Source organism: Miniimonas sp. S16, from assembly GCF_057748195.1.
In genome coordinates this window covers 1,710,650-1,734,988 of sequence record NZ_CM173242.1, presented here as the reverse complement: position 1 = coordinate 1,734,988, position 24,339 = coordinate 1,710,650, and the positions used below count along the sequence as shown (strand labels likewise).

Genomic DNA, 24,339 nt, shown 5'->3' with positions numbered 1-24,339 from the left:
GCACGTGGTACTGCTTCTCGAACTGACGGCGCCCGAACAGCCGGTAGGCGATCATCGGCTGGACGCTTTGACTGGTCGCCCGTGCACATTGACTGGTCGGATCCGATCACGCCGGAGGGGCGTCGCATTGCCGCAGGTCAGCGGCATGGGGGTCGGGCGCAGAGAGCGGCCAGGGGATCTGACCAGTCAAGGCGCACACACCTCCAGTCAATGTGCACACGCAGGCCGCCCGCGGGCCACCCCGTCCGGCACGACGGCGCCGGTGGGGGAGAGTAGGCCCATGCGAACGGTGGGGGTCGAGGAGGAGTACCTGCTGGTGGGGCAGCACGGCGAGGCGGTGGCCCGCTCGCGTGCGGTGCTCGCCACGCCCGCGGCCAGCGCCGTGACTGCAGACGCGGCCGAGGCCAACACACAGTCCGACGCAGAGTCGGGCGCCGACCCGAACCCCACCACGACCCTCGAGTCGGAGCTCCAGGAGCAGCAGGTCGAGATCTCCACACCCCCCGCGACCGACCTCGCGGCGGTCGCCGACGCGCTGAGGCTGGCTCGCCGTCGGGCGCAGGACGCCGCCGCCCAGGCGAACGCACGCATCGTGGCGATCGGCACGTCCCCGCTGCCCGCGACGACCGTGGGCAGCGCGGGCGAGCGGTACGGGCGCATCCGCGACCTGCTCGCGCTGACCGCGCGCGAGCAGCTGACCTCGGGCGCGCACGTGCACGTCGGGATCAGCGACGAGGACGAGGGCGTGCGCATCCTCGACCGCATCCGCCCGTGGCTGTCGGTGCTCGTGGCCCTCGGCAGCAACTCCCCGTTCTGGCAGGGCGAGGACACCGGCTACTCCAGCTACCGTTCGCTCGTCTTCCGGCGATGGCCGACGGCGGGCCCCACCGACGCCTTCGGCTCGCCCGAGGCCTACCACCGCACGGTCGAGCAGCTGCTCGCGACCGGCGCGATCCTCGATGAGGGGATGGTCTACTTCGACGCGCGCCTGTCCGCCCGCTACCCCACGGTCGAGGTGCGGGTGAGCGACGTGACGCTCGCCGTCGAGCACGCCGTGACGCTCGCCGCGCTCGTGCGCGCGCTGGCCGACACCGCCGCGCAGCCCGACGCCCCTGCACCCGACGTGCGGATCGAGGTGCTGCGCCTCATGGGCTGGCGCGCCGCCCGCAGCGGGCTGTCGGGAGAGCTCGTCTCGCCGGTGTCCTTCACGCCGTTGCCCGCCGAGGAGGTCGTGGGGCAGCTGCTCGAGCACGTCGACGCCGCGCTCACCGCGAGCGGCGACCGCACCCTCGTGCACGACGGCGTGGCGCACCTCCTGCGCGACGGTGACGGCGCGACGCGGCAGCGTGCGTGGTTCGCGGAGACGGGTTCGCTCGCGGAGGTGGTCGGCCGCGCGCACGAGGTGACGATGGCGTGAGGTCGAGATATCCCACTTGCGCGCTCTTGTTGGTATCATCGTAAGGTGAGTGGGACGTATGCGGTAACGATGGGAGACCGGGGCCGTCTCGTCGTCCCCGCCGAGCTCAGGGCTCGTAGCGGTCTCGCGGAAGGCACACCGCTTGTGCTCACCGAAACGCCCTTCGGGGTCGTCGTCATGACCCGAGCGCAAGCACGAGCACACCTGCGTCGCCAGATTGGTGACGCAAACCTTGTCGACACTCTGCTCGCTGAGCGACGGGTGGCCGCGGCGCGGGAGGACGGCGCGTGACCGTCGTGCTTGACGCGTCAGCAGTTCTCGCGTTCCTGGGCGACGAAGCGGGGGGCGGCGTCGTGGAGCGAGCTCTGGACGAGGGTGCGCGCTGCAGTGCGGTCAACTGGTCGGAAGTAGCGCAGAAGGTCTCGGCGGCGGGTGGCGACTGGGACGTGGCCGCCGCGCTGCTGGCGAGCTACGGCCTGGCCGTCGAAGACGCGTCGGCCGCCGATGGAGTCGAGGCAGCGCGGTTGTGGAAGCGTGGATCGGGTCTGTCGCTCGCTGACAGGTTCTGTCTCGCGCTGGGGGTGCGGCTCGGCGAGACCGTGCTCACCGCGGACTCGGCCTGGGGCTCGGGCGAAGCGGTCCGCCAGATCCGGTAGGGCACCGCCGCGGGGGCAGGATGAGCGCCGTGGCGGAGCTCGTGCTCGTGCAGGGCGACATCACGCGCCGGCGCGTGGACGTCGCGGTCAACGCCGCGAACCGGCGCATGCGCGGGGGCGGCGGCGTCGACGCCGCACGCCTCGCGGTGGCGACGCTCACGACCACGCCGGTGCTCGCCGTCGGGCGCGTCGAGCTCGTGGTGCTCGGCGACCGCGAGTGCGACGCCGTCCGGGCGGCGCTGGACGCGCTGCCGGTAGGTTCCTCGCAGGCGCCCGCGGCCCCACCGCGTGAGGGCGCCACCACGCGCGACGAGGGGACCACGCCGTGACCGCCGACATCCCACCCGTCGCGCCGCCCCCCACGCCTGAGAAGGCGGGCGGAGAGAGTCTCCTCACCGTGCTGATCGCGCTCGGCGCGAACGCGGTGATCGCCGTCGCGAAGTCGATCGCGGCCTCGCTCACCGGGTCCGCGTCTCTCGTCGCGGAGGCCGCGCACTCCTGGGCCGACACGGGCAACGAGGTCTTCCTGCTCATCGCCGAGCGACGCGCGGTGCGGCCGTTCGACGCGCGACACCCCTACGGTTACGGGCGGTCGGCGTACGTCTGGTCGATGATCGCGGCGTTCGGCCTGTTCGTCGTCGGAGCCGTGGTCTCGATCTGGCACGGCATCCAGCAGCTCGGCGCACAGGGCGAGGGCGAGGACTATCTCATCGGCTACGTCGTGCTGGCGTTCTCCGCCGCGCTCGAGGGAACGTCGTTCCGGCAGGCGTACCGGCAGACCAGGTCCGAGGCGCGGCGGATCGGTGTGCACTCGTTCCGCTACATCGGCGACACGTCGAACCCGACCCTGCGAGCCGTCTTCTTCGAGGACTTCGCAGCGCTGATCGGTCTCGTCATCGCGGCGCTCGGCATGGGACTGCACCAGCTCACGGGCTCGGCGGTGTACGACGCGATCGGGTCGATCCTCGTCGGCGTGCTGCTCGGCGTCGTCGCGGTGTTCCTCATCCGGCGCAACCTCGACTTCCTCACCGGGCAGGTCGTGAACCCGGCCGTGCGCGACTGGGTGCTGCAACGCCTGCTCGACACCCCCGAGGTCGAGGCGGTGACGTTCCTGCACCTGGAGTACGTCGGCCCCGACCGCGTCCTGCTCATCGCCGCCGTGGACCACGTGGGTTCGCCGAAGGAGGACGAGCTCGCGGTCCGCCACCAGGCGATCGAGGACCGGATCGAGAGCAACCCGAGGGTGGCGCGGGCGTTCCTCACGCTGTCGGCGCCGGGCGCAATGCCGATCCTGCCGGGGCAGGATCCGGGGTACTGACGCCGAGGTCCAACGTCAGCCCGGTCCACCCGCGCCGCAGCCAGCGGTCGTGAGACGCGACCACCACCGCGCCCGGATAGCGCCCGAGCGCATCCTCGAGCTGCGTGACGAGCACGAGCGAGAGGTGGTTGGTCGGCTCGTCCAGCAGCAGCACGTCCGGTGGATCGGCGAGCACGACGGCGAGCGCGAGCCTGCGCTGCTGGCCCACCGACATCGTGGCCACCGGGCGGTTCTCGTCCCGTCCCGCGACCAGGCCGAACGTCGCCAGCGGCACCGCCTCGGCGCGCTCCTCGCCGACGAGGTCGGCGTACGCCTCGCGGGCCGTCCGGCCCGGCCCGCGGCCGTGAGGATCCGGCAGCGCCGTCTCCTGCGCGAGCAGCCCGACGCGCAGCGCGCCGGCCGCGTGGCCCGAGCCCGACGACGGTGCCAGGTCGCCCGCGAGCACCGCCAGCAGCGTGGACTTGCCCGAGCCACTCGGACCGGTGATCAGCCAGCGCTCGCCGGCGCTCACGGTGAGCGACACCGGCGCGAGCCGGCCCTCGACGCCGACGCCGGTCGCGCTCAGCACCGGGCCGCTCCAGGTGCGGCGGCGCGTGGCGCGTGCGCCGCTGCCGCCACGCTCACGCCCGAGCCCGGCCTCGCCGTCGAGCCCGCGGAACGTGGGCCACGCCGGGGGCTTGCGTACCTGGTCGGCCGTCAGCGCGTCCAGGCGCGCCCGTGCGTCGTCCACGCGGCGCGACACGACGGCGGCGTTGCGGTCGGAGTAGAACTTCTTCGAGCCCCGCATCTCCGAGCGCGGCTCGCGCCCCGGGTGCCCCACGACGTGCGCCTCGCGCAGCGAGCCGCGCAGCCGCTTGAGCTCGGCCTGCTCCTCGGCGTACCGCCGCTCCCAGCGCTCGCGTGCGTCCAGCCGGGCGTTGAGGTAGTCGTGGTAGCTCCCGGTGAATCGCGTGACGCCGATCCCCGACCCGTCGCCGTCGGCAACCAGCGGGCCAGCCACGGCGTGCGGCAGCGGCACGGGGTCGAGGTCGACGAGCGCGGTGACGGCCTCCTCGAGGAATGCGCGGTCGTGGCTCGCGAGCAGCACCGGTCCGCGCCAGGGAGCGAGCAGTCCGGTGAGCGCCGCAGTGGCGGTGTCGTCGAGGTGGTTCGTCGGCTCGTCGAGCAGCAGCACGTCGGGCGCGCTGAGCAGCACCCACGCCAGGGACAGCCGGGCGCGCTGGCCGCCGGACAGGCCGTCGGTCGGGCGCGCGCGCTCGACGTCCGCCAGGCCGAGCGCCGCGAGCATCGTGGCGACGCGGGCGTCGACGTCCCAGACCTCGAGCTGCTCGGCGCGGGCGAGCGCGGTGGCGTAGGCGGTGCTCGCGGCGTCGTCGTCGTGCGCGACGGCGAGGGCGTGCGCCGCGTCGTCGAGGTCTCGTTGCGCGTCCCGCAGGTGCGCGACGGCGGACTCCAGCGCCTGCGCCACCGTGCTCCCGGGCGCGAACGGCGGCTCCTGGTGCAGCAGCCCGACCCGCGGAGTCGCGCCGCCGGGCGCCGTGAGCGCGACGCTGCCCGAGTCGGGCCGCAGCAGCCCGGCGGCGAGCCGCAGGAGCGTGCTCTTGCCGGTGCCGTTCTCGCCGATGAGGCCGACGCGCTCACCCGGCCCGACGGCGAACGACACGTCCGTGAGCACGCGGCGGTCACCGAAGGCGAGCGAGACGCCGTCGAGGCGGAGCTGGGCGTCGGACTGCGACGCGCCGGCGAGCGAGACGCCTGTTGAACCGGCGCCGGAGGAGGAGGGAGAGAGAGCTGACATGGGTCACCCGGGGGTCGAGTCGAGTCCCGCGGGCGAGGGCGCCGCGGCGGGAGGGGACGTCTCGGGTCAGCTCAGCACCGCTCGACCGTAGGCGCGCCGAGGGCTCTCGGCAAGGGAATTGGCGCGGCTTCGACCCCCGCGGCGCGTCTCACGTGGACATGGCGACCGCCGCGTCCACCTCAGGCGCGGCTACGACCCCCGCGGCGCGTCTCACGTGGACATGGCGACCGCCGCGTCCACCTCAGGCGCGGCTACGACCCCCGCGGCGCGTCTCACGTGGACATGGCGACCGCCGCGTCCACCTCAGGCGCGGCTACGACCCCCGCGGCGCGTCTCACGTGGACATGGCGACCGCCGCGTCCACCTCAGGTCCGCCCACGCGTACGGGACCCTGGCGCCGACCGCGCGGAGGCCCGCTCCGCTAGCCTGCGCAGCACGGACGTCACGGCCGTCGGGGGGCGGCCGTGCGGCGTCGTCGCGGGGACGGGGAGGCCAGGGTGCCGGACGCACGAGGCGAGGGAACGGACGACGGCGAGCTCGACGTCGGGCACGCACGTTCGCCACGGGCGAGCGATCCGCTGACAACGGGCCGGTCCCACGACCCGCTGGAGACCGAGGGATGGGCGCCCGTCCGGCGCGACCTGCGCCGGCGCGACGCCGGGGCGCTGCGCACGATGCTCGGGCGCGAGATCGACGACCTCGTCGACCCCGACGGGAACAGCGTGGTGAACCTGGTGCTGCGGCTGTGGGCGCGGTTCAGCCAGGCGGTCTACGACGAGGACGTCGACGTGATCTCCGCCGAGCTCGAGATCGCGCCGCCCGAAGGCGGCGACCCGGTGGACTGGGACACGGTCGTGGCGCACGTGTTCGACCGCATCGTGACGCTGCTCCCGCCCGCCGATACCGCGCGTGGCGCCCGCTGTCGGGCGACGTTCGCGGTGTTCGTGTCCTGCGAGACGGTCGTGTTCTGGGAGTACTCGGTGGTCGCGGCGGAGGTCCGCGCGATGCGGCGCGGCCTCGAGGCGGTCGGGGCGGGGATGCCCGTGGAGCCGGCCTCAGCCCCTGACGCGCTGATGTGCCACGAGGTCGTGGGGCTCGCCGTCGACCTCCTCGGGGCGGTGGAGCGCCAGCTCGACGTCGAGCAGGCGATGGCGGCGTGCGCGGTGACGGCCGTGCGGCGCACCGCCGGCGCGGCCAGGGCGGCACTCGCCGCGGCCGCGGAGGAGGCGGCGGAGTTGCGGGGTCGTGTGGCGGCGAGCGGCCGGCTCGGCGCCGACGGCGCCGACGGCGCCGAGTCGAGCGGCGGCCTTCCCGAGGACCTCGCGGCGCACCTCGACGCACTCCTCGCGCTCGTGCTCGACGACCTCACCGGCACCGTCCCGTACTTCGCCCTGCTCGCCGACGAGATCGCGCCCGCGAGCGAGGCGTTCCTGGCCAACCTCGGCACGCGCACCGACGACGCCGCCGTAGCCGACCGCCTGACCCGGGCAGCCGAGGCGTGCCGGGCCTTCGAGGACTCCGACGTCGGGCAGTGGTCGGTCTTCGCCACGGAGGTGCGCGCCCACCGGGCGCCGCTGGAGGCCGCCGCCGCGTACTGCGCGCGCCCGGACCTGGAGACGCTCGAGCTCGTCGCGGCCGACGTCACCTACCTCTACCCGTTCGGGCTCCCCGTCGCCGGGTCGGCCACGGACGTGCGCCGCGAGCTCATGGCCGCGCTCCAGGAGGCGGGCGGTGGCGGCTCCTCGCCGATCGAGACGCTCGCCGGGGTGCCGGTCGTCATCGACGACGCGCCGCGCTCGGACGGCTGGCTCGCCTCCACCTGGGTGCAGGACCGCGACTACCGCGCGTTCCGCGTCGTGTTCCCCGACCACGAGCTCGTGCTGGAGACGGCCGACGGTGTCACGATCGTCGGCCTCGACGTCGACCTGCGCCTCAGCGGCATGGGCAACCACTACGTGCGGATCCGGGTCGGCACCGACACCCAAGTCGAGGGCGCGGAGCACCGCCGCTGGAACGCGCACGACCTCGAGCAGGCCGTGCGCCGCGGCGGGCAGTTCGCGGGCGCCGAGCAGGTCCGGTTCCGCGCCCGCACGCCCGGCGCTCTCGACTCCGAGGAGTTCGGCACGCTGCTGAGCCTCGCGACGCGGATCGTCGGGGACGTCGCGCGCTCAGCACACCGACTCGTCGGCAGCCCGCCCGCCGACCTGGACCGCGATCTCGGCATCGTCGAGGGCTTCCTCGCCCGCTACTGCCAGGTGCTCGTGATGGTCGGCCGGGCCGAGGCGGTGACGGCGGGCGGTGGCCGCCGCGCCCTGGTCGACGTCGCCGCGCTCGACGGCGTGCTCGGCGTGACCACGGCCCTCACCGCCCAGCGTGCGCTGGCCCAGAGCGCGCTGGAGTGGGTGACGTACGAGTCGCCGTCGCCCGAGGTACGGGCACGCCGGACGCTGGCCGGGCGCATCCGGCGCGAGCTGATCTGGTGCGCGGGGGACCTCACCGCCGTGTTCGGGCCGACCGCGCCGCACTGGCAGGTGCTCGAGACGGAGGCGCTCGCGGAGTTCGCCTCGAGCCTCATCGGCGTGTTCTGGCGGCGGCAGCAGTGGCTGCGCAGCGTGGTGGACGACGCCGGGCGCCATCTCGCCGGCAACGATGCGGCAGGCGCCACGCACGCCGCGGTCGCCGACCTCGAGGACGCCGAGCGACGCCTCGGCGAGGCGATCCGGCACGTGCAGCTGCTCGTGGACCGCGCGAACGAGCACGTGCTGTCCAAGGACCAGCAGGGCCGCGAGGTCTGCTACCACCTCATCGGGCTCAACGGCGTCGCCGAGCTGCAGCGCTCGCTCGGCGCCACCGTGCAGGCCGCGCTCAGCACGCAGCGCTTCCTCCAGGAGCGGCTTGACGCCGAGCACCGGCACGAGCGCGCCCTCGCCGAGGAGGAGGGTCGCGCGGCCGAGGCCGAGCAGGCGGAGCGGGCGGAGAAGTCCCGGCAGCGTCCGCTCGAGGTGCTGCTCGCGGTGCTCGCCGTCGTCGGCCTCATCGACCTGTTCGGCTGGGTGAACGACGCGGTCGGGATCGTCGGGCTGAGCGTGTGGTGGGTCGCCGAGACCGTGGCGATCGTCGCCGTCGCCGGCCTGCTCCTCTGGCTCGGGATGCGCGCGTGGCGAGTGTCCGACGGCGAACGCGAGCGACGCCGTCGGGTGCGGTCAGTCCAGCGCGAGCGGGGCGACCTCGCGCCACCGGGCGAGCGGTAGCACCCGCAGTGCGGGCGCGGCGCCGATCCGGTCCAGCAGCGCGACGCCGCGCGGGTCCTGGGCCGCGTCGGTCGGTGCGTGGCCCTCGCAGACCTCGAAGTAGTCGCGCGCCCAGGCCAGGACCGGGGCGCTCGGGACCGTGGGCTCGGCGTCGGCTTCGGCGTCGCCGTCGCCGTCGGGCCGGTGCATGACGAGCAGGAGCATGTCGGGCACGCGCTCGCCGCGCGGGCCGAGCGCGGGCTGCACCCAGGGCGCGTCGAGCACCTCGGCGCCCGCGCGGCCGTAGAAGCGCAGCCGCGCCTCGGGGTGCTCGTCGGTGTCCTCGGCGTGGCCGCGCGGGTCGTGCACCTCGGCGAGCACGAGGCCGCAGCCGCGCGCCCGCCACAGCTCGCGCAGGTGCGCGAGCAGCGCACCGCCCGCGCCGAGGCCGCGGCTTGCCGGGCTGACGGCGAGGTACTCCAGGAGGCTCACGCCGTCGGGGTCGAGCTCGCAGAACGCGGCGCCGACGGGCTCGCCGGACGCGTCGCGCGCGACCGTGAGCACGTGGCCCCCGTTCGGCTGGACGCCCTCCGGGCCGGGCAGCTCGTCGAGCGTGAACGAGGGGCGCAGGACGCGCTCGTACGTGGCCGCGAGGAGCGCAGGGTCGTCCTCGAGCGTGGTGAGGTCGGTCAGGGTGAGAGCTGGCGCGGTCATCACGTGCACCTTACGGCGCCGGTGGCTCCTCGTCCTCGACGCGCACGTGCGGGCGCAGCGCATCGAGGTCCCACCAGTGCGCGACCACGGGCACCACGACCGGCTCGCCGGCCGCGACCCGCGCGAGCGCGCGCCCGCGCAGCCGCAGGAGGCTCGCGACCATGGCGAGGGTGGAGACCGCGGCGATCGCGACGACGGTGGCGAGCGCCCAGCGGTAGTCGTCGAGGTCCGGGGCGGCGCCGCCGGAGCGGGCGTCGAGCACGAGGCCGACCGTGACCGCGCCGACCATCGCCCCGAGGAAGCCGCCGGCGTTGACCAGGCCGGTCGCCGTCGAGATCCGGGTCTGCGGCGTGTAGTCGCGCGCGAGGTGGAAGCCGATCTGCGACGCCGGACCACCGGTGGCGATCACGACGAACGCGAGCGTCACCACGAGCTCCGGCGGCCGGCCACCCGGCCAGCCGAGCAGCACGAGCCAGGCCAGCAGGATCGCGGCGCACACGGCGATCGCGAGCGGCATCCGCGACCCGCGCCACCGCCCGGCCACCGGCCCGATGACGAGGCTGAAGGCGAGCGTCGCCACGACGAACAGCGACAGCTCGGCGGCCGCGCGCGCGTCCGGGTAGCCGAGCCCCTCGGTGAGGTAGGGGTAGCCCCAGACCATCGCGAGCACCGTGCCGGAGGCCATCGTGGCCTGGTGTGTCCAGAACCCCAGGCGCGCGCCGTGCCCGCGCTCGCCGCCGCGCCAGGACTCGAGCACCTGGCCGAGCACCGACCGCCACGCCGCGCGCGGCGTCCGGGCGTCGCCCAGCGCGTCCTCCGGGCCGGGCAGGTGCACCTCGCGGTAGGGCGCGGCGACGGCGGGCCGCAGCAGGAGCACCGCGTACAGCAGCGACGTGATGCCGGTCACGGCGAACGTCCGGGTCCAGCCGTAGGTCTGCAGCGCGATCGTGAGCGGGACGGTGGCCGCGAGGTTGCCCGCCATGCCGACCATGCCCGTGATCATCGTGAGCCCCGCGTAGCGCGTCGCGGGGAACCACTGCGCGGCGAGCCGCAGGCAGGAGATGTACACCGCCGCGTCCCCGACGCCGAGCAGCGCCCGGGCGCCGAGCGCCACCGGGTACGTGGTCGCGAACGCGAACGTGGTCTGTGCGATGCCGAGCACGAGCGTCGCCACGAGCAGCACCCGGCGCGGTCCCCAGCGGTCGATCGCGAGCCCCGACGGGATCTGCATCACGGCGTACACGCCGAGCTGCAGCATGACGAAGATGCCCAGCTGCGCGGACGTGATGTGCAGCCGTTCGACCGCCTCCGGCCCGGCGACGCCGAGCGAGGAGCGGTGCAGCACCGCGAGGAAGTACACCCCGCAGCCGGTGGCCCACACGATCCACGCGGAACGCCGGGCGCGGCGTCGGGCGTGCTGGAGGAAGGTCACGGTCCCTCAGTGTCGCACCGTGCGGCGGCACGGGGCGGCGCGGGTCAGGGTGTGGTCGGGCGCCGCAGCTCAGGCGCCCGACGCGAGCATCCGGTGCGCCACGCCGCGTGCGGCCGCCGCGCCGAGCAGCACGCACGCCACCGCGGCGGCGACCGCCCCCACGAACTGCAGCAGCACCGCGGGCTGCAGCCACATCCCGGCGCCGAGCAGCGGCACCATGAACATCAGCATCGTCACGGTCGCCGTCCCCACGGCCGCGACCAGCGGGATCACGGTCTCCCGGCCGCGGGCGGCGTCGAGCACCCGGGTGTCGGCGCCCGCGAGCGCGAGCGCGCGGTAGGCCGAGCGCTGGTCGATGACGCGGCCGGCCTGCATGACGCCCGTGGACACCCCGGCGAGGACGCCCGCGATCGCGAGCGTGAGCAGCCCGCCGGTCTTGAGGTCCTGCAGGACGATCGCGTCGCCCGGACTGCTCGCCATCGTCGTGTCGAACAGGGCGACGATCGACGTCGCGCCGGCGATGAACGTCGCGAGCGCGACCCCGCCGACGCTGCGCCAGGCGGTGCGCGGGTCGTCCGCGAGCCGGCGCCCCGCCAGCAGCGTCGCGGCCGACCGGGCGCGGGCCGCCGTCGCGCGTCCGACGAGGCCGAGCACGAACGGCCCGACGAGGTTGAGGGTCGCCATTCCCGCGGCGACCACGCCGACGACGAACACGAGCATGAGCATCCCGACGGCGTTCTTCATCACCGCCTGCACCACGGTGAGCGCGATCAGCGCGAGCACGACGGCGAGCAGCCGCATCGCGCGCAGCCCCGGCGGGGTGGTGCGTGCGGCCACGCCGATCGGCGTGATGACCACGCGGCGCAGGCCGAGCAGCGCGGACCACGCCGCAATGAGCACGACGGCGAGCACGGTCAGCGCGAGCGGACCCGCACCGACCCACAGCTCGGCGATCTCGAAGGTGCGGCCCTGGAACCGCAGCTGGGCGACGGCGGGCAGCAGCGCCGCGTAGAGCGCGACGCCGAGCACGGCTCCGACGACGGCCTGCGCCACGGCGTCGAGCACCGCGAGCGTGCCGACCTGGCCGCTCGTGGCGCCCGCGAGGCGCAGCGCCGCGAGGCGGGCGTCCCGGCGGGACACCGCCAGCCGCGCCGCCGCGCCGCCGAGCGTGGTGAGCGGGACGAGCAGGAGCAGCACCGCGAACCCCGCGAGGATCGGGTACAGCCCGGCGTCGTAGCTGCCGATGGCGGCGCCCGCCTCACTGCGGGCGAGGAGTGCGAGGAACCCGCCGAGCAGCACGAGCGCCATGCCGGTCGTCACGGCGAACGCGACGACGGCGAGCACGGTGGTCAGGCCCGCGGGGTCGTGGGTGTCGGTGCGGCCGCGGCGGCGCAGCAGGGCCCACAGGCGCAGCGTGGTCATCGCGCCGCCCCCGACCACGGCGCGGTGGGGAGGGCGACGGGGAGGGGCTGGCTCGCCGTCGGGCTCGGCGTCGGGCTCGCCGGGCCGGTAGTGCCGGCCGCGCTGGCCGTGGCGCCGGCGGCCGTGACGCCTGCGGCCGGCGCGACCGGCTGCGCGTGCGCCTCGGCGACGATGAGGCCGTCGCGCATGTGCACGGTGCGCGAGCACCAGTGCGCGACCTCCTCGTCGTGCGTGACGACGACGAGGGAGGCGCCCTGCGCGCGCGTCGCGGTGGTGAGCGCCTGCATGACCTCCCAGCCGGTGTGCCGGTCCAGCGCCCCGGTCGGCTCGTCGGCGAACACGACGCCGGGCCGCCCCACGAGCGCCCGCGCGATCGCGACGCGTTGCGCCTGACCGCCGGAGAGCTCCCCGGGGCGGCGCCGCTCCATCCCGGCGAGCCCCAGGTGGGCGAGCCACCGGCGGGAGGTGTCGATCGCCGTCGGGCGCGGTGTCCCCGCCAGGAGGAGGGGGAGGGCGGCGTTCTCGTCGGCGGGCAGCTCGGGCAGGAGCTGGCCGGCCTGGAACACGAAGCCGAAGTCGGAGCGGCGCAGCTGGGTGCGTGCGCGGTCGGGGAGCGTGGTGAGGTCCTGGCCGCGCCAGAGGACTGAGCCCGACGTCGGCGCGAGGACGCCCGCGAGGACGTGCAGCAGCGTCGTCTTGCCGGAGCCGGAGGGGCCCATGATCGCGACGGACTCGCCGGGGGCGACCACGAGGTCGACGACGGCGAGTGCGCGGGTGGCGACGCCCTGGTCGCCGTAGGTCTTCACGAGGCCACGGGCCTCGAGCGGTGCGCTGGTCATGCCTCCACGTTCGCGCACGACGGCGTCGCGCGCCCTCCCGCGTCGGTCGCCTCCGCGGGTGGTCGCGTGGGCCCACGGGCCGACGTCGGGGTCGGACCGTGGTCGCACGCGGGCGCTGCTCGGCGGGGCTCCTGGTGGCGCGCTTCCCGCTCTTCCCCCGCTCGCCCCCGCATGGAAGAGTCAGCGAGACACCGTTCCTGACCAGGAGGTTGCGATGTCCACCACCGAACCCGCCTACCCGCCCGCCACCGCCGCCGAGCTCACCGCGGCCGAGCTCGAGGAGACCGGACCCGTCACCGACCAGGCCACCGACGAGGACGTCGCGGAGGCCGCGCAGGCGCTCGACGCGATCAACGACCCGGCCAACGACGACATCTTCGAGCACCTGCGGCCGCACAAGGAGTGACCTCCAGCGGGCTCCTCGTACGGGGCTGGGCATCGCGGTCCGGCGCCGCGATCCTGCCGCGCGACGCCGCCGATTAGGTCCGTGCCGCGGGGCCGGGGTATGCTCTTCCCCGGCCTTGCGGCCACGCGCCCGTAGCTCAATGGATAGAGCATCTGACTACGGATCAGAAGGTTGGGGGTTCGAGTCCCTCCGGGCGCGCTCGTTGAGACAGCGACGCGGAAGCCCCGTCAGCCCCACGGCTGGCGGGGCTTCTGCGTTGTCCGGCCTGTGGCGCGGCTGCGGGCGCAGCACCCCGTGGGCGATCGACGACCTCGAGCGCCTCGACGAGAACACCACGGCCGCGCTGATCGACGATCTCGAGGCGCTGCGTGCCCACGTCGGCATCGACGCCTGGCTGGTGCACGGCGTGTCCTGGGGGTCGACGCTCGCGCTCGCCTACGCCGTCGCGCACCCCGCTCGCGTCACCGCACTGGTGCTGACGGCCGTCACGACCGGCGGTCGGGACGAGATCGACTGGATCACCGAGGGCGTCGGCCGCATCTTCCCGGAGGCGTGGGCGCGCTTCGCGGCGACAACCCCGCACGGCGTGCGCGTCGTCGAGCACTACGCGCGGCTGCTGCGCGATCCCGATCCGGCCGTGCGGGCGGCGGCCGCCGACGCGTGGGACGCGTGGGAGGCCACGCACATCTCCCTCGACCCGGCCTGGGTGCCCGGGCCGCTGCACGACGACGCACGCGAGCGCGCGAACTTCGCCACCCTGGTCACGCACTACTGGGCGAACGACTGCTTCCTGCCCGGCGCTGCGAGCATCCTCGCCCGCACGGACGATCTTCCGGACGTCCCGGCGGTGCTCGTCCACGGCCGGCGCGACATCAGCGGGCCGGTCATCACCCCGTGGCACCTGCACCGCGCGTGGCCGTCCAGCGAGCTCCACGTCGTGGAGTCCGAGGGCCACAGCGGCGAGGACGAGATGGAGCTGACGTGCCGGGCGATCGACCGGCTGGCGCTGGTGGTGCCTCGCGCGGGCGGCTGAGGCCGGCGAGTACCGTCTGCGAATGGCCGACCGCGCAGTCCCCAACCTGCCCTCGCGCGACTTCACGCGGACGAGCGCGTTCTACGGTTCCTTGGGCTTCCGCGAGACTTACCGCGACGACTCGTGGCTGATCCTGCGCCGCGGCACGGTTCAGCTGGAGTTCTTCCCGTTCCCGGACCTCGACCCTCTGGCCAGCTCGTTCATGTGCAGCATCCGGGTGGCCGACCTGGAGGAGCTGCACGCCGCCGTCGCCGCCTCCGTGCCGATCGACGACGGCGGGATACCGCGCTTGACCCCGGTCGCACGTCAGGCCTGGGGGCAGCGCGCCGGGTATCTCGTCGACCTCGACGGGACCCAGCTCGCTCTGATCGAGGAGCGCGGCCCAGACGGCTGACTCCGTCCCCGGGGCGACGCTCCCCGCGTGGAGCTCGTCTTCTCCGGGGAGATCGTCCACTGGCGCGGGCCCGCGCCGTACCTCTTCGTCGTCGTGCCCGAGCAGGAGGCCGCGCAGATCGCGTCCGTGGCGCCCGTGGTCACCTACGGCTGGGGGATGATCCCGGTGGCCGTGACGATCGGCGCGACCCGCGTCACCACGTCGCTGTGGCCGCGCCACGGCAGCTACGTCGTGCCGATCAAGAAGGTGCTGCAGGAGGGCGAGGGCGTCGGACTCGGGGACGTCGTGACGGTGCGGCTCGACGTCGACGCCTGAGGCCGCGGGCCGGTAGTCCTCGTGCTCAGGGCCGTGCCCCTAGGGTCGGCTCAGTGTCAGGGTGACAGTGCCGCTTCGCGGTGGTTGGGTCCTGATCACCAGTCGTCTGACTCGTAGGGTCGCTGCCTTCGTGGCGTGCATGGGTTTTGTCGGCGTCTGGTGTGACGGACCGGCCGGCGTGACTTGATAGGAGCGTGGCATCGCCCCCACTGAGATGTGTCCGCCGGCCGGCCCAACCGTCCCTGCACTGATCGGGTGGAAGGAGGCAACCCTCATGGTTGTCGTTGGAGCCGATGTACACAAGAAGAGCCACACGTTCGTCGCGGTCGATGAGCGGGCCCGCAAGATCGGGCAGTTCACGGTCAGGGCGACCACTCCTGGTCACCGGGAGGCGTTGCGGTGGGCGCGGCGCCAGTTCGGTGATGAGCTGGAGTGGGCGATCGAGGACTGCCGTCACCTCTCGACCCGGCTGGAGATGGATCTTCTCGCGGCTGGTCAGGTCGTGGTGCGGGTTCCGCCGAAGATGATGGCGCACGCCCGTGCGAGCGCGCGCACCCGCGGCAAGTCCGACCCGATCGACGCCCTGGCGGTGGCTCGTGCCGCGTTGGCGGAGCCCGGTCTTCCCCGGGCCGTGCACGATGAGCAGGCTCGTGAGCTGAAGCTGCTGGTGGATCGGCGCGACACGCTGGTCAAGCAGCGCACGGCAACGATCAACAGCCTGTTGTGGCGGGTGCACGAGCTCGACCCCGAGCACGAGATCCCGGCCGGGGCGATGGACCGGATCAAGCATCAGCGTGCGTTGCAGGCGTGGTTGGAGGGTCGAGGCGAGGGTGTGGTGGTCGAGCTCGCCCTGGATGAGTTGAGCGACATCTGCGCCGTGAGTGTGCGGATCAAGGACCTGGAGAAGCGGATCGCTGCGTTGGTGAGCGTTCGGGCTCCGGCCCTGGTCGCGGTGCCTGGGTGCGCGGAGCTGACGGCCGCGAAGCTCGTCGGGGAGATCGGTGGCATCGCACGTTTCAGCACCGACGCCCAGCTCGCCCGCCACGCCGGCATCGCGCCGATCCCGGTCTGGTCCGGAAGCACCGAGGGCAGAGTCCGCATGACCCGTAGCGGGAACCGCCAGATCAACTGTGCGGTCCACCGCGTTGCCGTCACCCAGATCAGGCTGCCCCGCTCTCTCGGGCGGGCGTACTACGACAAGAAGAAGGCCCAAGGCATGTCGAACCGAGAGGCCCTGCGCTGCTTGAAGCGGCACCTCATCCGAGTCGTGTTCACCACCCTCAAGACCACCACCCAACCCCTCCACCAGCCCACCACGACCACCGTCGCCGCCGCGGCTTGACATAGGAGAAACGCATGAGCACGGCGACCACGCCCGTGGCGGGCGAGCGGACCTTCTTCGGACACCCGCGCGGGCTGGAGACGCTGTTCTTCACCGAGATGTGGGAGCGGTTCTCCTACTACGGCATGCGAGCCCTGCTCGTGCTCTACATGACGGCGCCCCTGACCGGCGACAACCCCGGCCTCGGCATCGACGACGGCGTGGCCAAGGCCATCTACGGCACCTACTCCGGTCTGGTGTACCTCACGCCCGTCGCGGGCGGCTGGATCGCGGACCGCCTCATCGGACTGCGGCGTTCGGTGCTGTACGGCGGCGTCGTCATCGCCTGCGGCCACTTCCTCATGGCGATGCCCACGGAGCTGTCGTTCTGGCTCGGCCTCCTCGCGATCTCGCTCGGCACCGGTCTGCTCAAGCCGAACGTCTCCGGCATCGTCGGGCAGCTCTACGCCCCCGAGGACGCCAAGCGAGACGCGGGCTTCTCGCTGTTCTACATGGGCATCAACATCGGCTCATTCGCGGCCCCGCTGATCTGCGGCACGCTCGGCCAGGGCGTCGGCTGGCACCTCGGCTTCGGCGCCGCAGGCGTCGGGATGACGCTCGGGATCCTGCAGTACGTGCTCGGCCGCCGGTATTTGCACGGCGTCGGCGACAAGCCCGACGAACCCGCCACGGCCCAGGAGCGCAAGCACGTCCTGGTGATCGCCGCCGTCGTGGTCGGGATCCTCGCCGTCCTCATCACCGCGTTCGTGATCGCGGGCCAGTCCTCCGTGACGGCAGTGACGTCCGCGGTCACCGTCTTCATCCTCATCGTCCCCCTCTGGTACTTCCGCCAGGTGCTGCGGGGCACGTCCGGTGACGCTCGCGGGCGCTCGCGGGTGACCGCCTTCATCTGGCTGTTCCTAGGCGCCGCGATCTTCTGGATGATCTTCGAGCAGTCCGGCTCCACGCTCACGCTGTTCGCGGAGAACGTCACGAACCTCGCGGTCACGAGCGGCTTCTCGATCCCGGCGTCGTGGCTGCAGTCGGTCAACCCGCTGTTCATCGTGATCTTCGCACCCGTGTTCTCGGCGGTCTGGCTGCGCTGGGGAGACCGCGCGCCGCGGACGTCGGTGAAGTTCGGCGTCGCGCTCCTCATCGTCGGCTTCTCGTTCCTGCTGCTGACGATCCCGATGTCCTCCTACGCGAACACCGGGCACAAGGCGACCATCTGGTGGCTCGTCACGGTGTACCTGCTGCAAACGTGGGGCGAGCTGCTGCTCTCCCCGAACGGGCTCTCGGCGACCACGAAGCTCGCGCCGCACGGCGCGCTCGGGCAGTTCCTCGCGCTGTGGTTCCTCGCGACGTCGGTCGGTACCACCGTCGGCGGCCAGATCGCGCGCGTCACCTCGAACGACCCGGTGCTCTCGTTCGCGGTGTGCGGCGGCATGGCCGTGGCGTTCGGCGCGATCATGCTGTCCGTCGTGCGGAAGATCAACGCCCTCATGGGGGACGTGCACTGAGTTCCGCAGCCTCGGCGTGCGGGCGCCGCAGGCCTGAGCGCCGCAGGCCTGAGCGGCCAGCGCCGCGCGCCGCGCTTCAGTCCCGCGTCGCGGCCAGCCCGTCCGCGAGGGCGCCGAGGACGCGGACGGTCGCCTCGACGTCGGCCGCCGTCAGCGAACCCGCCTCGACGCCGAGCCGCACGCGCGCGGCCCACCGCCCCCGGATCGTGGTCCGGCTCGCGTGCGCCAGCGCGGTGAGGTGCAGGTGCACGACCCGGCCGTCCACGCCGTCGGGCCTGCGCTCCACGAAACCCTTGCGCACGAGCGCGGCGAGAGCCGCGCTCACGTTGCTGCGCTGCAGGGAGGTCGCCTCGGCGACCGCACCCGGCGTCGCGTCCGGCCGGTCCTCGATCGCCTTGAGCACCATCACCTCGGTGTGCGTGAGGGGGACGACGCCGTCGCCGTCGGGCCGCCCGACGTCGCGCGCGACGGCGTGCGCGAGCTCGGCGAGGTCGGCGAGCGTGTCGTCGGCCAGCGTGTCCTCGGCCACATCCGGGCGGGTCTCGGCAAGCAGGGCGTTGTCGGCCATGCGACCCAGCCTATATGGTGATGCGTCGATCATTATGGAAATATAAGTAAGGACAGTTGTGACGTCTCGCCCCCACCTGCTCACCACGCGCCTGCTGCTCGCGCTCGCGCTGCTCTCCGCCGTCGCGCCGTTCGCGACCGACCTCTACCTGCCCGCGTTCCCCGCGATGGCCACGGACCTCGGCACCGACCCGACCGCGATCCAGCTCACGCTCACCGCGTTCCTCGTCGGCATGGCAGCGGGTCAGCTGATCTTCGGCCCGCTCTCGGACCGCCTCGGGCGCCGGCTCCCGCTCGTGATCGGGGCCGTGGTGTTCGTGCTCTCGAGCCTCGTCGTCGCGTTCGCGCCGACGATCGGCGTGCTCGTCCCCGCGCGGCTCGTCCAGGGGCTCGCCGGCTCGGCCGGGATGGTGCTCGGCCGCGCGATCATCTCCGACCTCGCCCGCGGTGAGGTCGCGGCGCGCGCCTTCACGCTCATGATGATCGTGGGAGGGGTCGCGCCGGTCGTGGCGCCGGTCGCGGGCAGCCTGCTCACCGAGGCGCTCGGCTGGCGCGGCACGCTCGGGGTGCTCACCGGCATTGCCGTGCTCATGCTGCTCGCCGTGCTCGCGGCCGTGCCGGAGACGCTGCCGGCGCACGCGCGTCGAGGTCGGCGCACGACGGCGTCGCTCGCCCTCGCGGCGGACGTCGCCGACGTGCCGGCGTGGGGGTCGCCCGCGTCGGGCGCGATCGTGAATGGTCCCGCGGTCGAGCCGACCCTGCCGCTGTGGCGCAACCGCACCTACCTCCTGTGCACGGCCGTGTTCGTGGCGTCGTTCGCCGTGATGATGGCGTACATCTCGGCCTCCCCGTTCGTGTACCAGGAGCTGATCGGCCTGAGCGCGGTGACCTACGGGCTCGTCTTCGGTGCCAACGCCCTCGCGCTCATGGCGACCAGCGCGGTCGCGTCCAAGCTGCTTTCGAGCCTCGGTTCCCGGCGCGTCATGGCGATGGGCCTCGCGGGGCTCGGCGTCGGGATCGTGCTGCTCGCTGCGACGGCCGCGTGGCTTCCGGTGGCCTTCCTGCCCGTCCCGATCCTGCTCACGGTGGCGTCGCTCGGCTTCATCCTCGGGACCGCCACCGCGCTCGCCCTCGATGCCGTGCGGGGGCCCGCGGGTTTCGCGTCGGCCGCACTCGGCGCCGCCCAGTTCGCCGCCGCGGGCCTGGTGTCGCCGCTGGTCGGGCTCGGCGGCGGCGTGTCCGTCACGCCGATGGTGCTCGTCATGGCCGTGGCGGGCGCCATCGCGATCGGGAGCGGCGTGCTCCACGCCGTCGGGAGTCGGAGTCGTGCGGACGTGGGTGACGCTGATGCGGCCGACCGCAGCGCCGCGGTCGACGCGGCTGACGCGGAGCCGGGCGAGCTCACCCTGGCCGGCGAGGGCGCCCAGGCGTAGCCGACGGCCGCACCGACCCCGGGGTAGCCCGACGCATTGACTGGTGGCCCCGACGGATTGACTGGCCAGATCCCGTCCGGCGTGGCGGGCGCAGCATCGCCGCAGGTCAGAGGGTTGGCGGTCCGTGCGGTTTCGATCTGACCAGTCAATGCGCTCGGGCGACCAGTCACAGCGCACGGCAGTCCAAACCCACGCCCGCGGGCTCAGGCGCCTGCGCCCCGCAGCGCGTCAGGCAGCAGCGCGTCCCAGCAGACCTGGTCGTGTCCGCCGTCGAACTCGCGCCACGTGACGGTGGCGCGCCCGCGCAGCACCTCGCGCAGCCGCCGCGTGGGCTCGAGCAGCACCCACTCGCGCGTGCCGACCTCTAGGTGCACCCGGCCGAGGTGAACGGCGGAGCTCTCGATCGCCGTCGTGAGCCACTGCCCGGCTGAACCGGCTGTGCCGCCCGTGTTCGGCCACCAGAACGATCCCGACTGGCTCACGCTCACCCCGAACCGCTCCGGCGCCCGGCACTGCGCGTACACCGCGAGCAGGCCGCCGAGGCTGCGCCCGACGATGCTCGTGCGCGCGGGGTCGGCGGTGAGCGGGGCCCCGAGGAGCGCGGGGTCCGCGCCGTCGAGCGCACCACGCAGCGCGTCCACCATGTGCGGCGAGCACGTGAGGTCGCGACCGCGCGCGGCCATGTCCCCGCCCTCGACGAGCAGCGTCACGCGCCGCGGTGCGCCCTGCGCGGGGAGCGCGTCCAGCCGCGGGGCCGCCGAGACGGAGCCGGGAGCCGCAGGCTCGAGCCAGTGCTCGCCGTCGAGCAGCACCCGCACGTCCCATTCCGCCGGCGGCGGACCGGCCGGCACGTGCCACCATCCGCGCCGACCGCCCGGCAGTGCCGCTGGGACGAGCCGGCCGGGCGACACCGGCGCCGCGACCACCGGCGCACGCGGGGCGTCCGGTCCCCGCGCGACGGATGCTCCGCCGCCGTGCTCGCGCGCGAGCGGATCGGGCGCGGCGTGCGCGAGCAGGTTGAACCACGCCGCGATCGCCTCGTGGCGCTCGGGCAGCGACACGGCCAGCGCCCGCGCGCGGCGCGTCTCGAGCCCGCCGTGCTCGGCCCGCCCGCGTGTGCCGGCCGTCGCCTCGCCCGCGTCCACGGGCACGACGGCGAGCGCGTAGCTCCCGAGGAACGCTCGCCCCAGGCGGAGCGTGAGTGCCCAGACGTCGGTGTCCGGCACCGGCTCGAGGAGCGCGCTCTCGAGCGTCGAGGCGTCGGAGAGCTTGTTGACGAGCGCGGCGACGCGTCGGGCCGGGCCGCGCCAGAGGAACGTCACGAGGCAGTCGTGGGAGTCCAGCGTCTCCACCAGCGGGGTGCCCGCGCCGACGAGGTCGCGCCACTGGGCCTCGCGGGCGGCCACCGTCGTCGCGCTCCGCGCGGCCTCGGCGAACGCCGTCACGCGGGGTGAGACGCTGCGCGGCACGGGCTGCGGCCGGGCGTGCTGCGGCGGGACGCCCGCGGTGCGGGGGAGCGGGCCCGGCTCGGGGAAGGGCGCAGGGCCGCCGGCCGAGGTCGTGGACATCGCGTCGATCGTGGCACAGCGCCCCACTCGGTTGCGCCCGTCGGAACACGCCGGCGAACGCATTCGTTGACGCCTCAACCATCGTGGGTTTACTATCTACTTGTAGCAACAACTAATCAGAGGAGTGAGAGAGATGACCAGCGTCACCATCATCGGAACCGGCAACATGGCCAACGCGATCGGCGGCGTGCTCGCCAAGGGCGGCGCCTCGGTGGGCTACGTGAGCCGCGAGGAGGCGGGGACTGCGCCGGTGACGGGCGACGTCGTTGTGCTCGCCGTGCCCTACCCCGCCCTCGCCGGTCTGGCCGAGGCCTACCGCGACCAGCTCGCGGGCAAGGTCGTCGTCGACATCACCAACCCGCTGGACTTCTCGACGTTCGACTCGCTCGTCGTGCCGGCGGGAAGTTCCGCTGCGGCCGAGCTCCAGGCGGCCCTCCCGGGCGCGCGCGTGGTCAAGGCGTTCAACACGACGTTCGCCGCGACCCTCGCGAGCGGCCAGGTCGGCGCGAACACGACGACGGTGCTCGTCGCGGGCGACGACGCGGGCGCCAAGGCCACGCTCGTCGAGGCCGTGAAGGCCGGCGGCCTGCAGGCGATCGACGCCGGCTCGCTCGCGCGGGCCCACGAGCTCGAGGCGCTCGGCTTCCTCCAGCTCACCCTCGCCGCGGGCGAGAAGATCTCCTGGACCGGTGGGTTCGCCGTCGTCTCCTGACGGCTGAGGACACGCCCGACCACCGCGACCTCTCCGAAGCCGCCCGCCCCGCCCCTCACCGGCCCTCGCGTACGAACCGGTAGCCCATGCCGGGCTCCGTCACGAGGTGCCGGGGGTCCGCACGGACGGGACGCGCGACGGCGAGCTCGGCCTCGCCGTCGCCCTCACCGACACCCCGGGCGGGGTGGCCCTGCGCGCGGAGGTGCGCGACGCCGTCGGGCACCTCGTGGCGGGCGGGACGCTCGACACCCGATCGCGACGCTCCCGACGGCGAGCCCACCGTCGCGGGCCGGCTCACCATCCCCGACGTGCACGCGTGGGCGCCAGGTGACGGCTACCGGTACGACCTCGCGCTCGAGGTGCCCGACGGCGAGGGCTGCGTGCTCGACCGCTACGACCTCAAGGTCGGGATGCGCACGGTGCGGGTCGCCGGCGCGCGGCTGCTCGTCAACGACGAGCCGGTCCACCTGCGCGGCTTCGGGCGGCACGAGGACCAGCTCGTGCACGGCAAGGGGCACGACCCGGTGCTCGCGGTGCACGACCACGCCCTGCTCGCGTGGTTCGGGGCGAACTCCTTCCGCACCGCGCACTACCCGCACGCGGAGGAGGTGCTCGACCTCGCGGACGAGGACGGCCTGCTCGTCATCGACGAGGCGCCCGCGGTCGGGCAGAACGAGGCGTTCTCGGGCGGGCGGCTCGCACCCGCGACGTTCGGCGAGGGCCCCGGCCTCATCGGCGCCGCCGCACAGGAGGCGCACGCGCGGCTGCTGCGCGAGCTCGTCGCGCGCGATCGCAACCACCCGAGCGTGGTGGCGTGGAGCGTCGCGAACGAGCCGGCGTCGTCCGCGCCGCTCGCGGGGGAGTACTTCGGACCGCTCTTCGCGCTGGTGCGCACCCTGGACCCGACCCGGCCGGTGACCTTCGCGAACGAGGGCCGCCACCGCCCCGAGACCTGCCGGGTCACGCCGATGGCCGACCTGCTCCTGCTGAACCGCTACTACGGCTGGTACGAGGACAATGCCGACCTGGAGTCCGCGGAGCAGCACCTGCGCGCCGAGCTCGCGACGTGGGCGGCGCTCGGCAAGCCGATCGTGGTGAGCGAGAACGGCGCGGACGCGCTGCCGGGCACGCACCACGCCGACCCCGAGCCGTGGTCGGAGGAGTACCAGGCCGCGGTGCTCGAGATGAGCGGTCGGGTGTTCGACGGCGAGTCCGCCGTGGTCGGCGAGCACGTCTGGGCGTTCGCCGACTTCGCAACGGCGCCCGGCCTCATCCGCGCCGACGGCAACCGCAAGGGCGTGCTCACGCGCGACCGGCGACCGAAGGCGGCGGCGTGGGTGCTGCGGAGGCGGTGGCGCGCGCGGGCGGCCGGCGAGCGCGCTGACGGCGCGCGCGAGGAGGGGGCGCCGACGCCCGAGGGCGGTGTTGACTGGGGCGATGGAGGCAGGTCTGCCGAGTGACGAGTCGCACGAGCGGGCGCGCGACGGCGACGGCGAGGCGCCGGACGGCGCAACGCCCGACGGCGAGGCGCCCGACAAAGGCGCTGCGCCCGAGGACATCACGAGCGTCCCCGGCGCGCGCCCCGGCACCGCGATGTTCCCGCTCGCGTCCGTGCTCCTGCCGCACGTGCCGATCCGGCTGCGGATCTTCGAGCCGCGCTACCGCGTGATGCTCGGCCGCATCCTCGCGTCCGGCCGGCCGGAGTTCGGCGTCGTGCTCATCGAGCGCGGGACGGAGGCCGGCGGCGGCGAGGTGCGCTTCGGCGTCGCGACCATGGCGCACATCGTGCAGATGGCGGCGCAGGACGACGACGTGCTCGTCGTCGCGCAGGGCACGCACCGCGTCGAGGTGCTCGCCTGGGGCGAGGACGACCCGTACCCGGTCGCGACCGTACGCGCGCTGCCCGAGCTCGCCTGGGACGACGACCTCGAGCCGCTGCGCGAGCAGACCGAGCACCTGGTCCGCGGCGTCCTTGCGCGCGCCGCGGAGTTCGCCGAGACCGACTGGGACCCCGACGTCGGGCTGTCCGAGGACCCCGTCGAGGCCGCCTGGCAGCTCGCCGCTATCGCGCCGATCGGTCCGCTGGACCGCTACCGGCTGCTCCGCGCCGGCAGCGCCGAGGAGCTTCTCAGCACCACGCGGTCGCTCACCGAGGACGCGCTCGACACCCTCGAGCCCACCCTCGGTGGCGACACCGTCGACCAGGCCCTCTGGCGCTGGCTCGACGAGGACGGCGGCGCCTGA

23 protein-coding genes and 1 tRNA gene are annotated in these 24,339 nt (G+C 74.0%); 16 read left to right on the top strand and 8 right to left on the bottom strand.

Annotated elements, in window-relative coordinates; genetic code table 11:
- The first annotated feature begins 280 nt into the window (after positions 1-280).
- The 4 genes from AC3AQ1_RS07495 (at position 281) to AC3AQ1_RS07480 (ending at position 3,391) form a co-directional block, all read left to right on the top strand.
- Positions 281-1,417, top strand: coding sequence for a carboxylate-amine ligase (locus AC3AQ1_RS07495; RefSeq protein WP_108718477.1), 1,137 nt, complete (start codon positions 281-283; stop codon positions 1,415-1,417).
- A 287-nt stretch (positions 1,418-1,704) separates the two neighbouring features.
- Positions 1,705-2,073 carry a type II toxin-antitoxin system VapC family toxin gene (locus tag AC3AQ1_RS07490; RefSeq protein ID WP_108718475.1) on the top strand — a complete coding sequence of 123 codons (369 nt, stop codon included), beginning with the start codon at positions 1,705-1,707 and terminating at the stop codon, positions 2,071-2,073.
- A 29-nt stretch (positions 2,074-2,102) separates the two neighbouring features.
- Positions 2,103-2,402, top strand: a complete 300-nt coding sequence (locus AC3AQ1_RS07485; RefSeq protein ID WP_370445336.1) for a hypothetical protein — start codon at positions 2,103-2,105, stop codon at positions 2,400-2,402.
- Positions 2,399-3,391 carry a cation diffusion facilitator family transporter gene (locus AC3AQ1_RS07480; protein ID WP_234417880.1) on the top strand — a complete coding sequence of 331 codons (993 nt, stop codon included), beginning with the start codon at positions 2,399-2,401 and terminating at the stop codon, positions 3,389-3,391. Before AC3AQ1_RS07485 ends, AC3AQ1_RS07480 begins: the two co-directional genes overlap by 4 nt.
- Here AC3AQ1_RS07480 and AC3AQ1_RS07475 read toward each other — a convergent pair.
- Positions 3,333-5,189, bottom strand: coding sequence for an ABC-F family ATP-binding cassette domain-containing protein (locus tag AC3AQ1_RS07475; RefSeq protein ID WP_108718474.1), 1,857 nt, complete (start codon positions 5,187-5,189; stop codon positions 3,333-3,335). The two genes, AC3AQ1_RS07480 and AC3AQ1_RS07475, sit on opposite strands and share 59 nt — an antisense overlap.
- A gap of 497 nt (positions 5,190-5,686) precedes the next feature.
- Here AC3AQ1_RS07475 and AC3AQ1_RS07470 point away from each other — a divergent pair, with 497 nt between their 5' ends.
- Positions 5,687-8,440: a hypothetical protein gene (locus tag AC3AQ1_RS07470; RefSeq protein WP_108718473.1), complete on the top strand. Its 2,754-nt coding sequence runs from the start codon at positions 5,687-5,689 to the stop codon at positions 8,438-8,440.
- On the opposite strand, the gene AC3AQ1_RS07465 is transcribed toward AC3AQ1_RS07470, so the two are convergent.
- From AC3AQ1_RS07465 to AC3AQ1_RS07450, 4 genes are all read right to left on the bottom strand, one after another.
- On the bottom strand, positions 8,393-9,133 hold the full coding sequence (locus tag AC3AQ1_RS07465) for a GNAT family N-acetyltransferase (protein WP_199916555.1): 741 nt from the start codon (positions 9,131-9,133) through the stop codon (positions 8,393-8,395). The two genes, AC3AQ1_RS07470 and AC3AQ1_RS07465, sit on opposite strands and share 48 nt — an antisense overlap.
- Positions 9,134-9,143: 10 nt before the next feature.
- Entirely contained in the window at positions 9,144-10,565 is a 1,422-nt protein-coding gene (locus AC3AQ1_RS07460; protein ID WP_108718472.1) for an MFS transporter, read from the bottom strand.
- Between the two features lie 69 nt (positions 10,566-10,634).
- Positions 10,635-11,987, bottom strand: coding sequence for a hypothetical protein (locus AC3AQ1_RS07455; RefSeq protein ID WP_108720062.1), 1,353 nt, complete (start codon positions 11,985-11,987; stop codon positions 10,635-10,637).
- The gene (locus tag AC3AQ1_RS07450) at positions 11,984-12,826 is read right to left on the bottom strand and encodes an ABC transporter ATP-binding protein (RefSeq protein WP_108718471.1); all 843 of its coding nucleotides are present in this window, start codon (positions 12,824-12,826) and stop codon (positions 11,984-11,986) included. Before AC3AQ1_RS07450 ends, AC3AQ1_RS07455 begins: the two co-directional genes overlap by 4 nt.
- A gap of 214 nt (positions 12,827-13,040) precedes the next feature.
- On the opposite strand from AC3AQ1_RS07450, the gene AC3AQ1_RS07445 reads away from it, so the two are divergent.
- The 7 genes from AC3AQ1_RS07445 to AC3AQ1_RS07415 all read left to right on the top strand — a co-directional run bounded on the left by AC3AQ1_RS07445 (position 13,041) and on the right by AC3AQ1_RS07415 (position 17,815).
- Positions 13,041-13,232 (top strand): hypothetical protein, encoded by a 192-nt coding sequence (locus tag AC3AQ1_RS07445; protein WP_108718470.1) that lies wholly within the window; start codon positions 13,041-13,043, stop codon positions 13,230-13,232.
- Positions 13,233-13,357: 125 nt separating this feature from the next.
- Positions 13,358-13,430: transfer RNA gene (locus AC3AQ1_RS07440), tRNA-Arg, on the top strand.
- A gap of 58 nt (positions 13,431-13,488) precedes the next feature.
- Positions 13,489-14,265: an alpha/beta fold hydrolase gene (locus AC3AQ1_RS07435; RefSeq protein ID WP_234417879.1), complete on the top strand. Its 777-nt coding sequence runs from the start codon at positions 13,489-13,491 to the stop codon at positions 14,263-14,265.
- A 22-nt stretch (positions 14,266-14,287) separates the two neighbouring features.
- Complete coding sequence (locus tag AC3AQ1_RS07430; RefSeq protein WP_108718468.1) at positions 14,288-14,659, top strand: bleomycin resistance protein; 372 nt, start codon at positions 14,288-14,290, stop codon at positions 14,657-14,659.
- 27 nt (positions 14,660-14,686) lie between these two features.
- Positions 14,687-14,974, top strand: a complete 288-nt coding sequence (locus AC3AQ1_RS07425) for a DUF1905 domain-containing protein (protein ID WP_108718467.1) — start codon at positions 14,687-14,689, stop codon at positions 14,972-14,974.
- A gap of 274 nt (positions 14,975-15,248) precedes the next feature.
- A complete protein-coding gene (locus AC3AQ1_RS07420) occupies positions 15,249-16,316 on the top strand; it encodes an IS110 family RNA-guided transposase (protein ID WP_108717602.1) in 1,068 nt (355 codons plus the stop codon).
- Between the two features lie 14 nt (positions 16,317-16,330).
- On the top strand, positions 16,331-17,815 hold the full coding sequence (locus AC3AQ1_RS07415) for a peptide MFS transporter (protein WP_108718466.1): 1,485 nt from the start codon (positions 16,331-16,333) through the stop codon (positions 17,813-17,815).
- 76 nt (positions 17,816-17,891) lie between these two features.
- Here the strand turns inward: AC3AQ1_RS07415 and AC3AQ1_RS07410 are convergent, their stop codons facing one another.
- The gene (locus tag AC3AQ1_RS07410; protein ID WP_159096434.1) at positions 17,892-18,383 is read right to left on the bottom strand and encodes a MarR family winged helix-turn-helix transcriptional regulator; all 492 of its coding nucleotides are present in this window, start codon (positions 18,381-18,383) and stop codon (positions 17,892-17,894) included.
- Between the two features lie 58 nt (positions 18,384-18,441).
- Here AC3AQ1_RS07410 and AC3AQ1_RS07405 point away from each other — a divergent pair, with 58 nt between their 5' ends.
- Positions 18,442-19,815, top strand: a complete 1,374-nt coding sequence (locus AC3AQ1_RS07405; protein ID WP_108718464.1) for a multidrug effflux MFS transporter — start codon at positions 18,442-18,444, stop codon at positions 19,813-19,815.
- 203 nt (positions 19,816-20,018) lie between these two features.
- On the opposite strand, the gene AC3AQ1_RS07400 is transcribed toward AC3AQ1_RS07405, so the two are convergent.
- Positions 20,019-21,383 (bottom strand): enterochelin esterase domain-containing protein, encoded by a 1,365-nt coding sequence (locus AC3AQ1_RS07400; protein WP_159096433.1) that lies wholly within the window; start codon positions 21,381-21,383, stop codon positions 20,019-20,021.
- A gap of 133 nt (positions 21,384-21,516) precedes the next feature.
- Between AC3AQ1_RS07400 and AC3AQ1_RS07395 the strand changes: the two genes are divergently transcribed.
- Entirely contained in the window at positions 21,517-22,095 is a 579-nt protein-coding gene (locus AC3AQ1_RS07395; RefSeq protein WP_108718462.1) for an NADPH-dependent F420 reductase, read from the top strand.
- 55 nt (positions 22,096-22,150) lie between these two features.
- Here AC3AQ1_RS07395 and AC3AQ1_RS07390 read toward each other — a convergent pair whose 3' ends face one another.
- Entirely contained in the window at positions 22,151-22,396 is a 246-nt protein-coding gene (locus AC3AQ1_RS07390; protein WP_199916554.1) for a hypothetical protein, read from the bottom strand.
- Positions 22,397-22,403: 7 nt separating this feature from the next.
- Between AC3AQ1_RS07390 and AC3AQ1_RS07385 the strand changes: the two genes are divergently transcribed.
- Positions 22,404-23,555 (top strand): glycoside hydrolase family 2 TIM barrel-domain containing protein, encoded by a 1,152-nt coding sequence (locus AC3AQ1_RS07385; protein WP_199916553.1) that lies wholly within the window; start codon positions 22,404-22,406, stop codon positions 23,553-23,555.
- Complete coding sequence (locus AC3AQ1_RS07380; protein WP_234417877.1) at positions 23,533-24,339, top strand: LON peptidase substrate-binding domain-containing protein; 807 nt, start codon at positions 23,533-23,535, stop codon at positions 24,337-24,339. Before AC3AQ1_RS07385 ends, AC3AQ1_RS07380 begins: the two co-directional genes overlap by 23 nt.

Coding starts and splice junctions, on each gene's coding strand:
- AC3AQ1_RS07475 (WP_108718474.1), bottom strand. CDS start 5,189: ATGTCAGCTCTCTCTCCCTCCTCCTCCGGCGCCGGTTCAACAGGCGTC.
- AC3AQ1_RS07410 (WP_159096434.1), bottom strand. CDS start 18,383: ATGGCCGACAACGCCCTGCTTGCCGAGACCCGCCCGGATGTGGCCGAG.
- AC3AQ1_RS07380 (WP_234417877.1), top strand. CDS start 23,533: ATGGAGGCAGGTCTGCCGAGTGACGAGTCGCACGAGCGGGCGCGCGAC.
- AC3AQ1_RS07420 (WP_108717602.1), top strand. CDS start 15,249: ATGGTTGTCGTTGGAGCCGATGTACACAAGAAGAGCCACACGTTCGTC.
- AC3AQ1_RS07415 (WP_108718466.1), top strand. CDS start 16,331: ATGAGCACGGCGACCACGCCCGTGGCGGGCGAGCGGACCTTCTTCGGA.
- AC3AQ1_RS07495 (WP_108718477.1), top strand. CDS start 281: ATGCGAACGGTGGGGGTCGAGGAGGAGTACCTGCTGGTGGGGCAGCAC.
- AC3AQ1_RS07450 (WP_108718471.1), bottom strand. CDS start 12,826: ATGACCAGCGCACCGCTCGAGGCCCGTGGCCTCGTGAAGACCTACGGC.
- AC3AQ1_RS07430 (WP_108718468.1), top strand. CDS start 14,288: ATGGCCGACCGCGCAGTCCCCAACCTGCCCTCGCGCGACTTCACGCGG.
- AC3AQ1_RS07465 (WP_199916555.1), bottom strand. CDS start 9,133: ATGACCGCGCCAGCTCTCACCCTGACCGACCTCACCACGCTCGAGGAC.
- AC3AQ1_RS07395 (WP_108718462.1), top strand. CDS start 21,517: ATGACCAGCGTCACCATCATCGGAACCGGCAACATGGCCAACGCGATC.
- AC3AQ1_RS07455 (WP_108720062.1), bottom strand. CDS start 11,987: ATGACCACGCTGCGCCTGTGGGCCCTGCTGCGCCGCCGCGGCCGCACC.
- AC3AQ1_RS07390 (WP_199916554.1), bottom strand. CDS start 22,396: ATGGTGAGCCGGCCCGCGACGGTGGGCTCGCCGTCGGGAGCGTCGCGA.
- AC3AQ1_RS07400 (WP_159096433.1), bottom strand. CDS start 21,383: ATGTCCACGACCTCGGCCGGCGGCCCTGCGCCCTTCCCCGAGCCGGGC.
- AC3AQ1_RS07445 (WP_108718470.1), top strand. CDS start 13,041: ATGTCCACCACCGAACCCGCCTACCCGCCCGCCACCGCCGCCGAGCTC.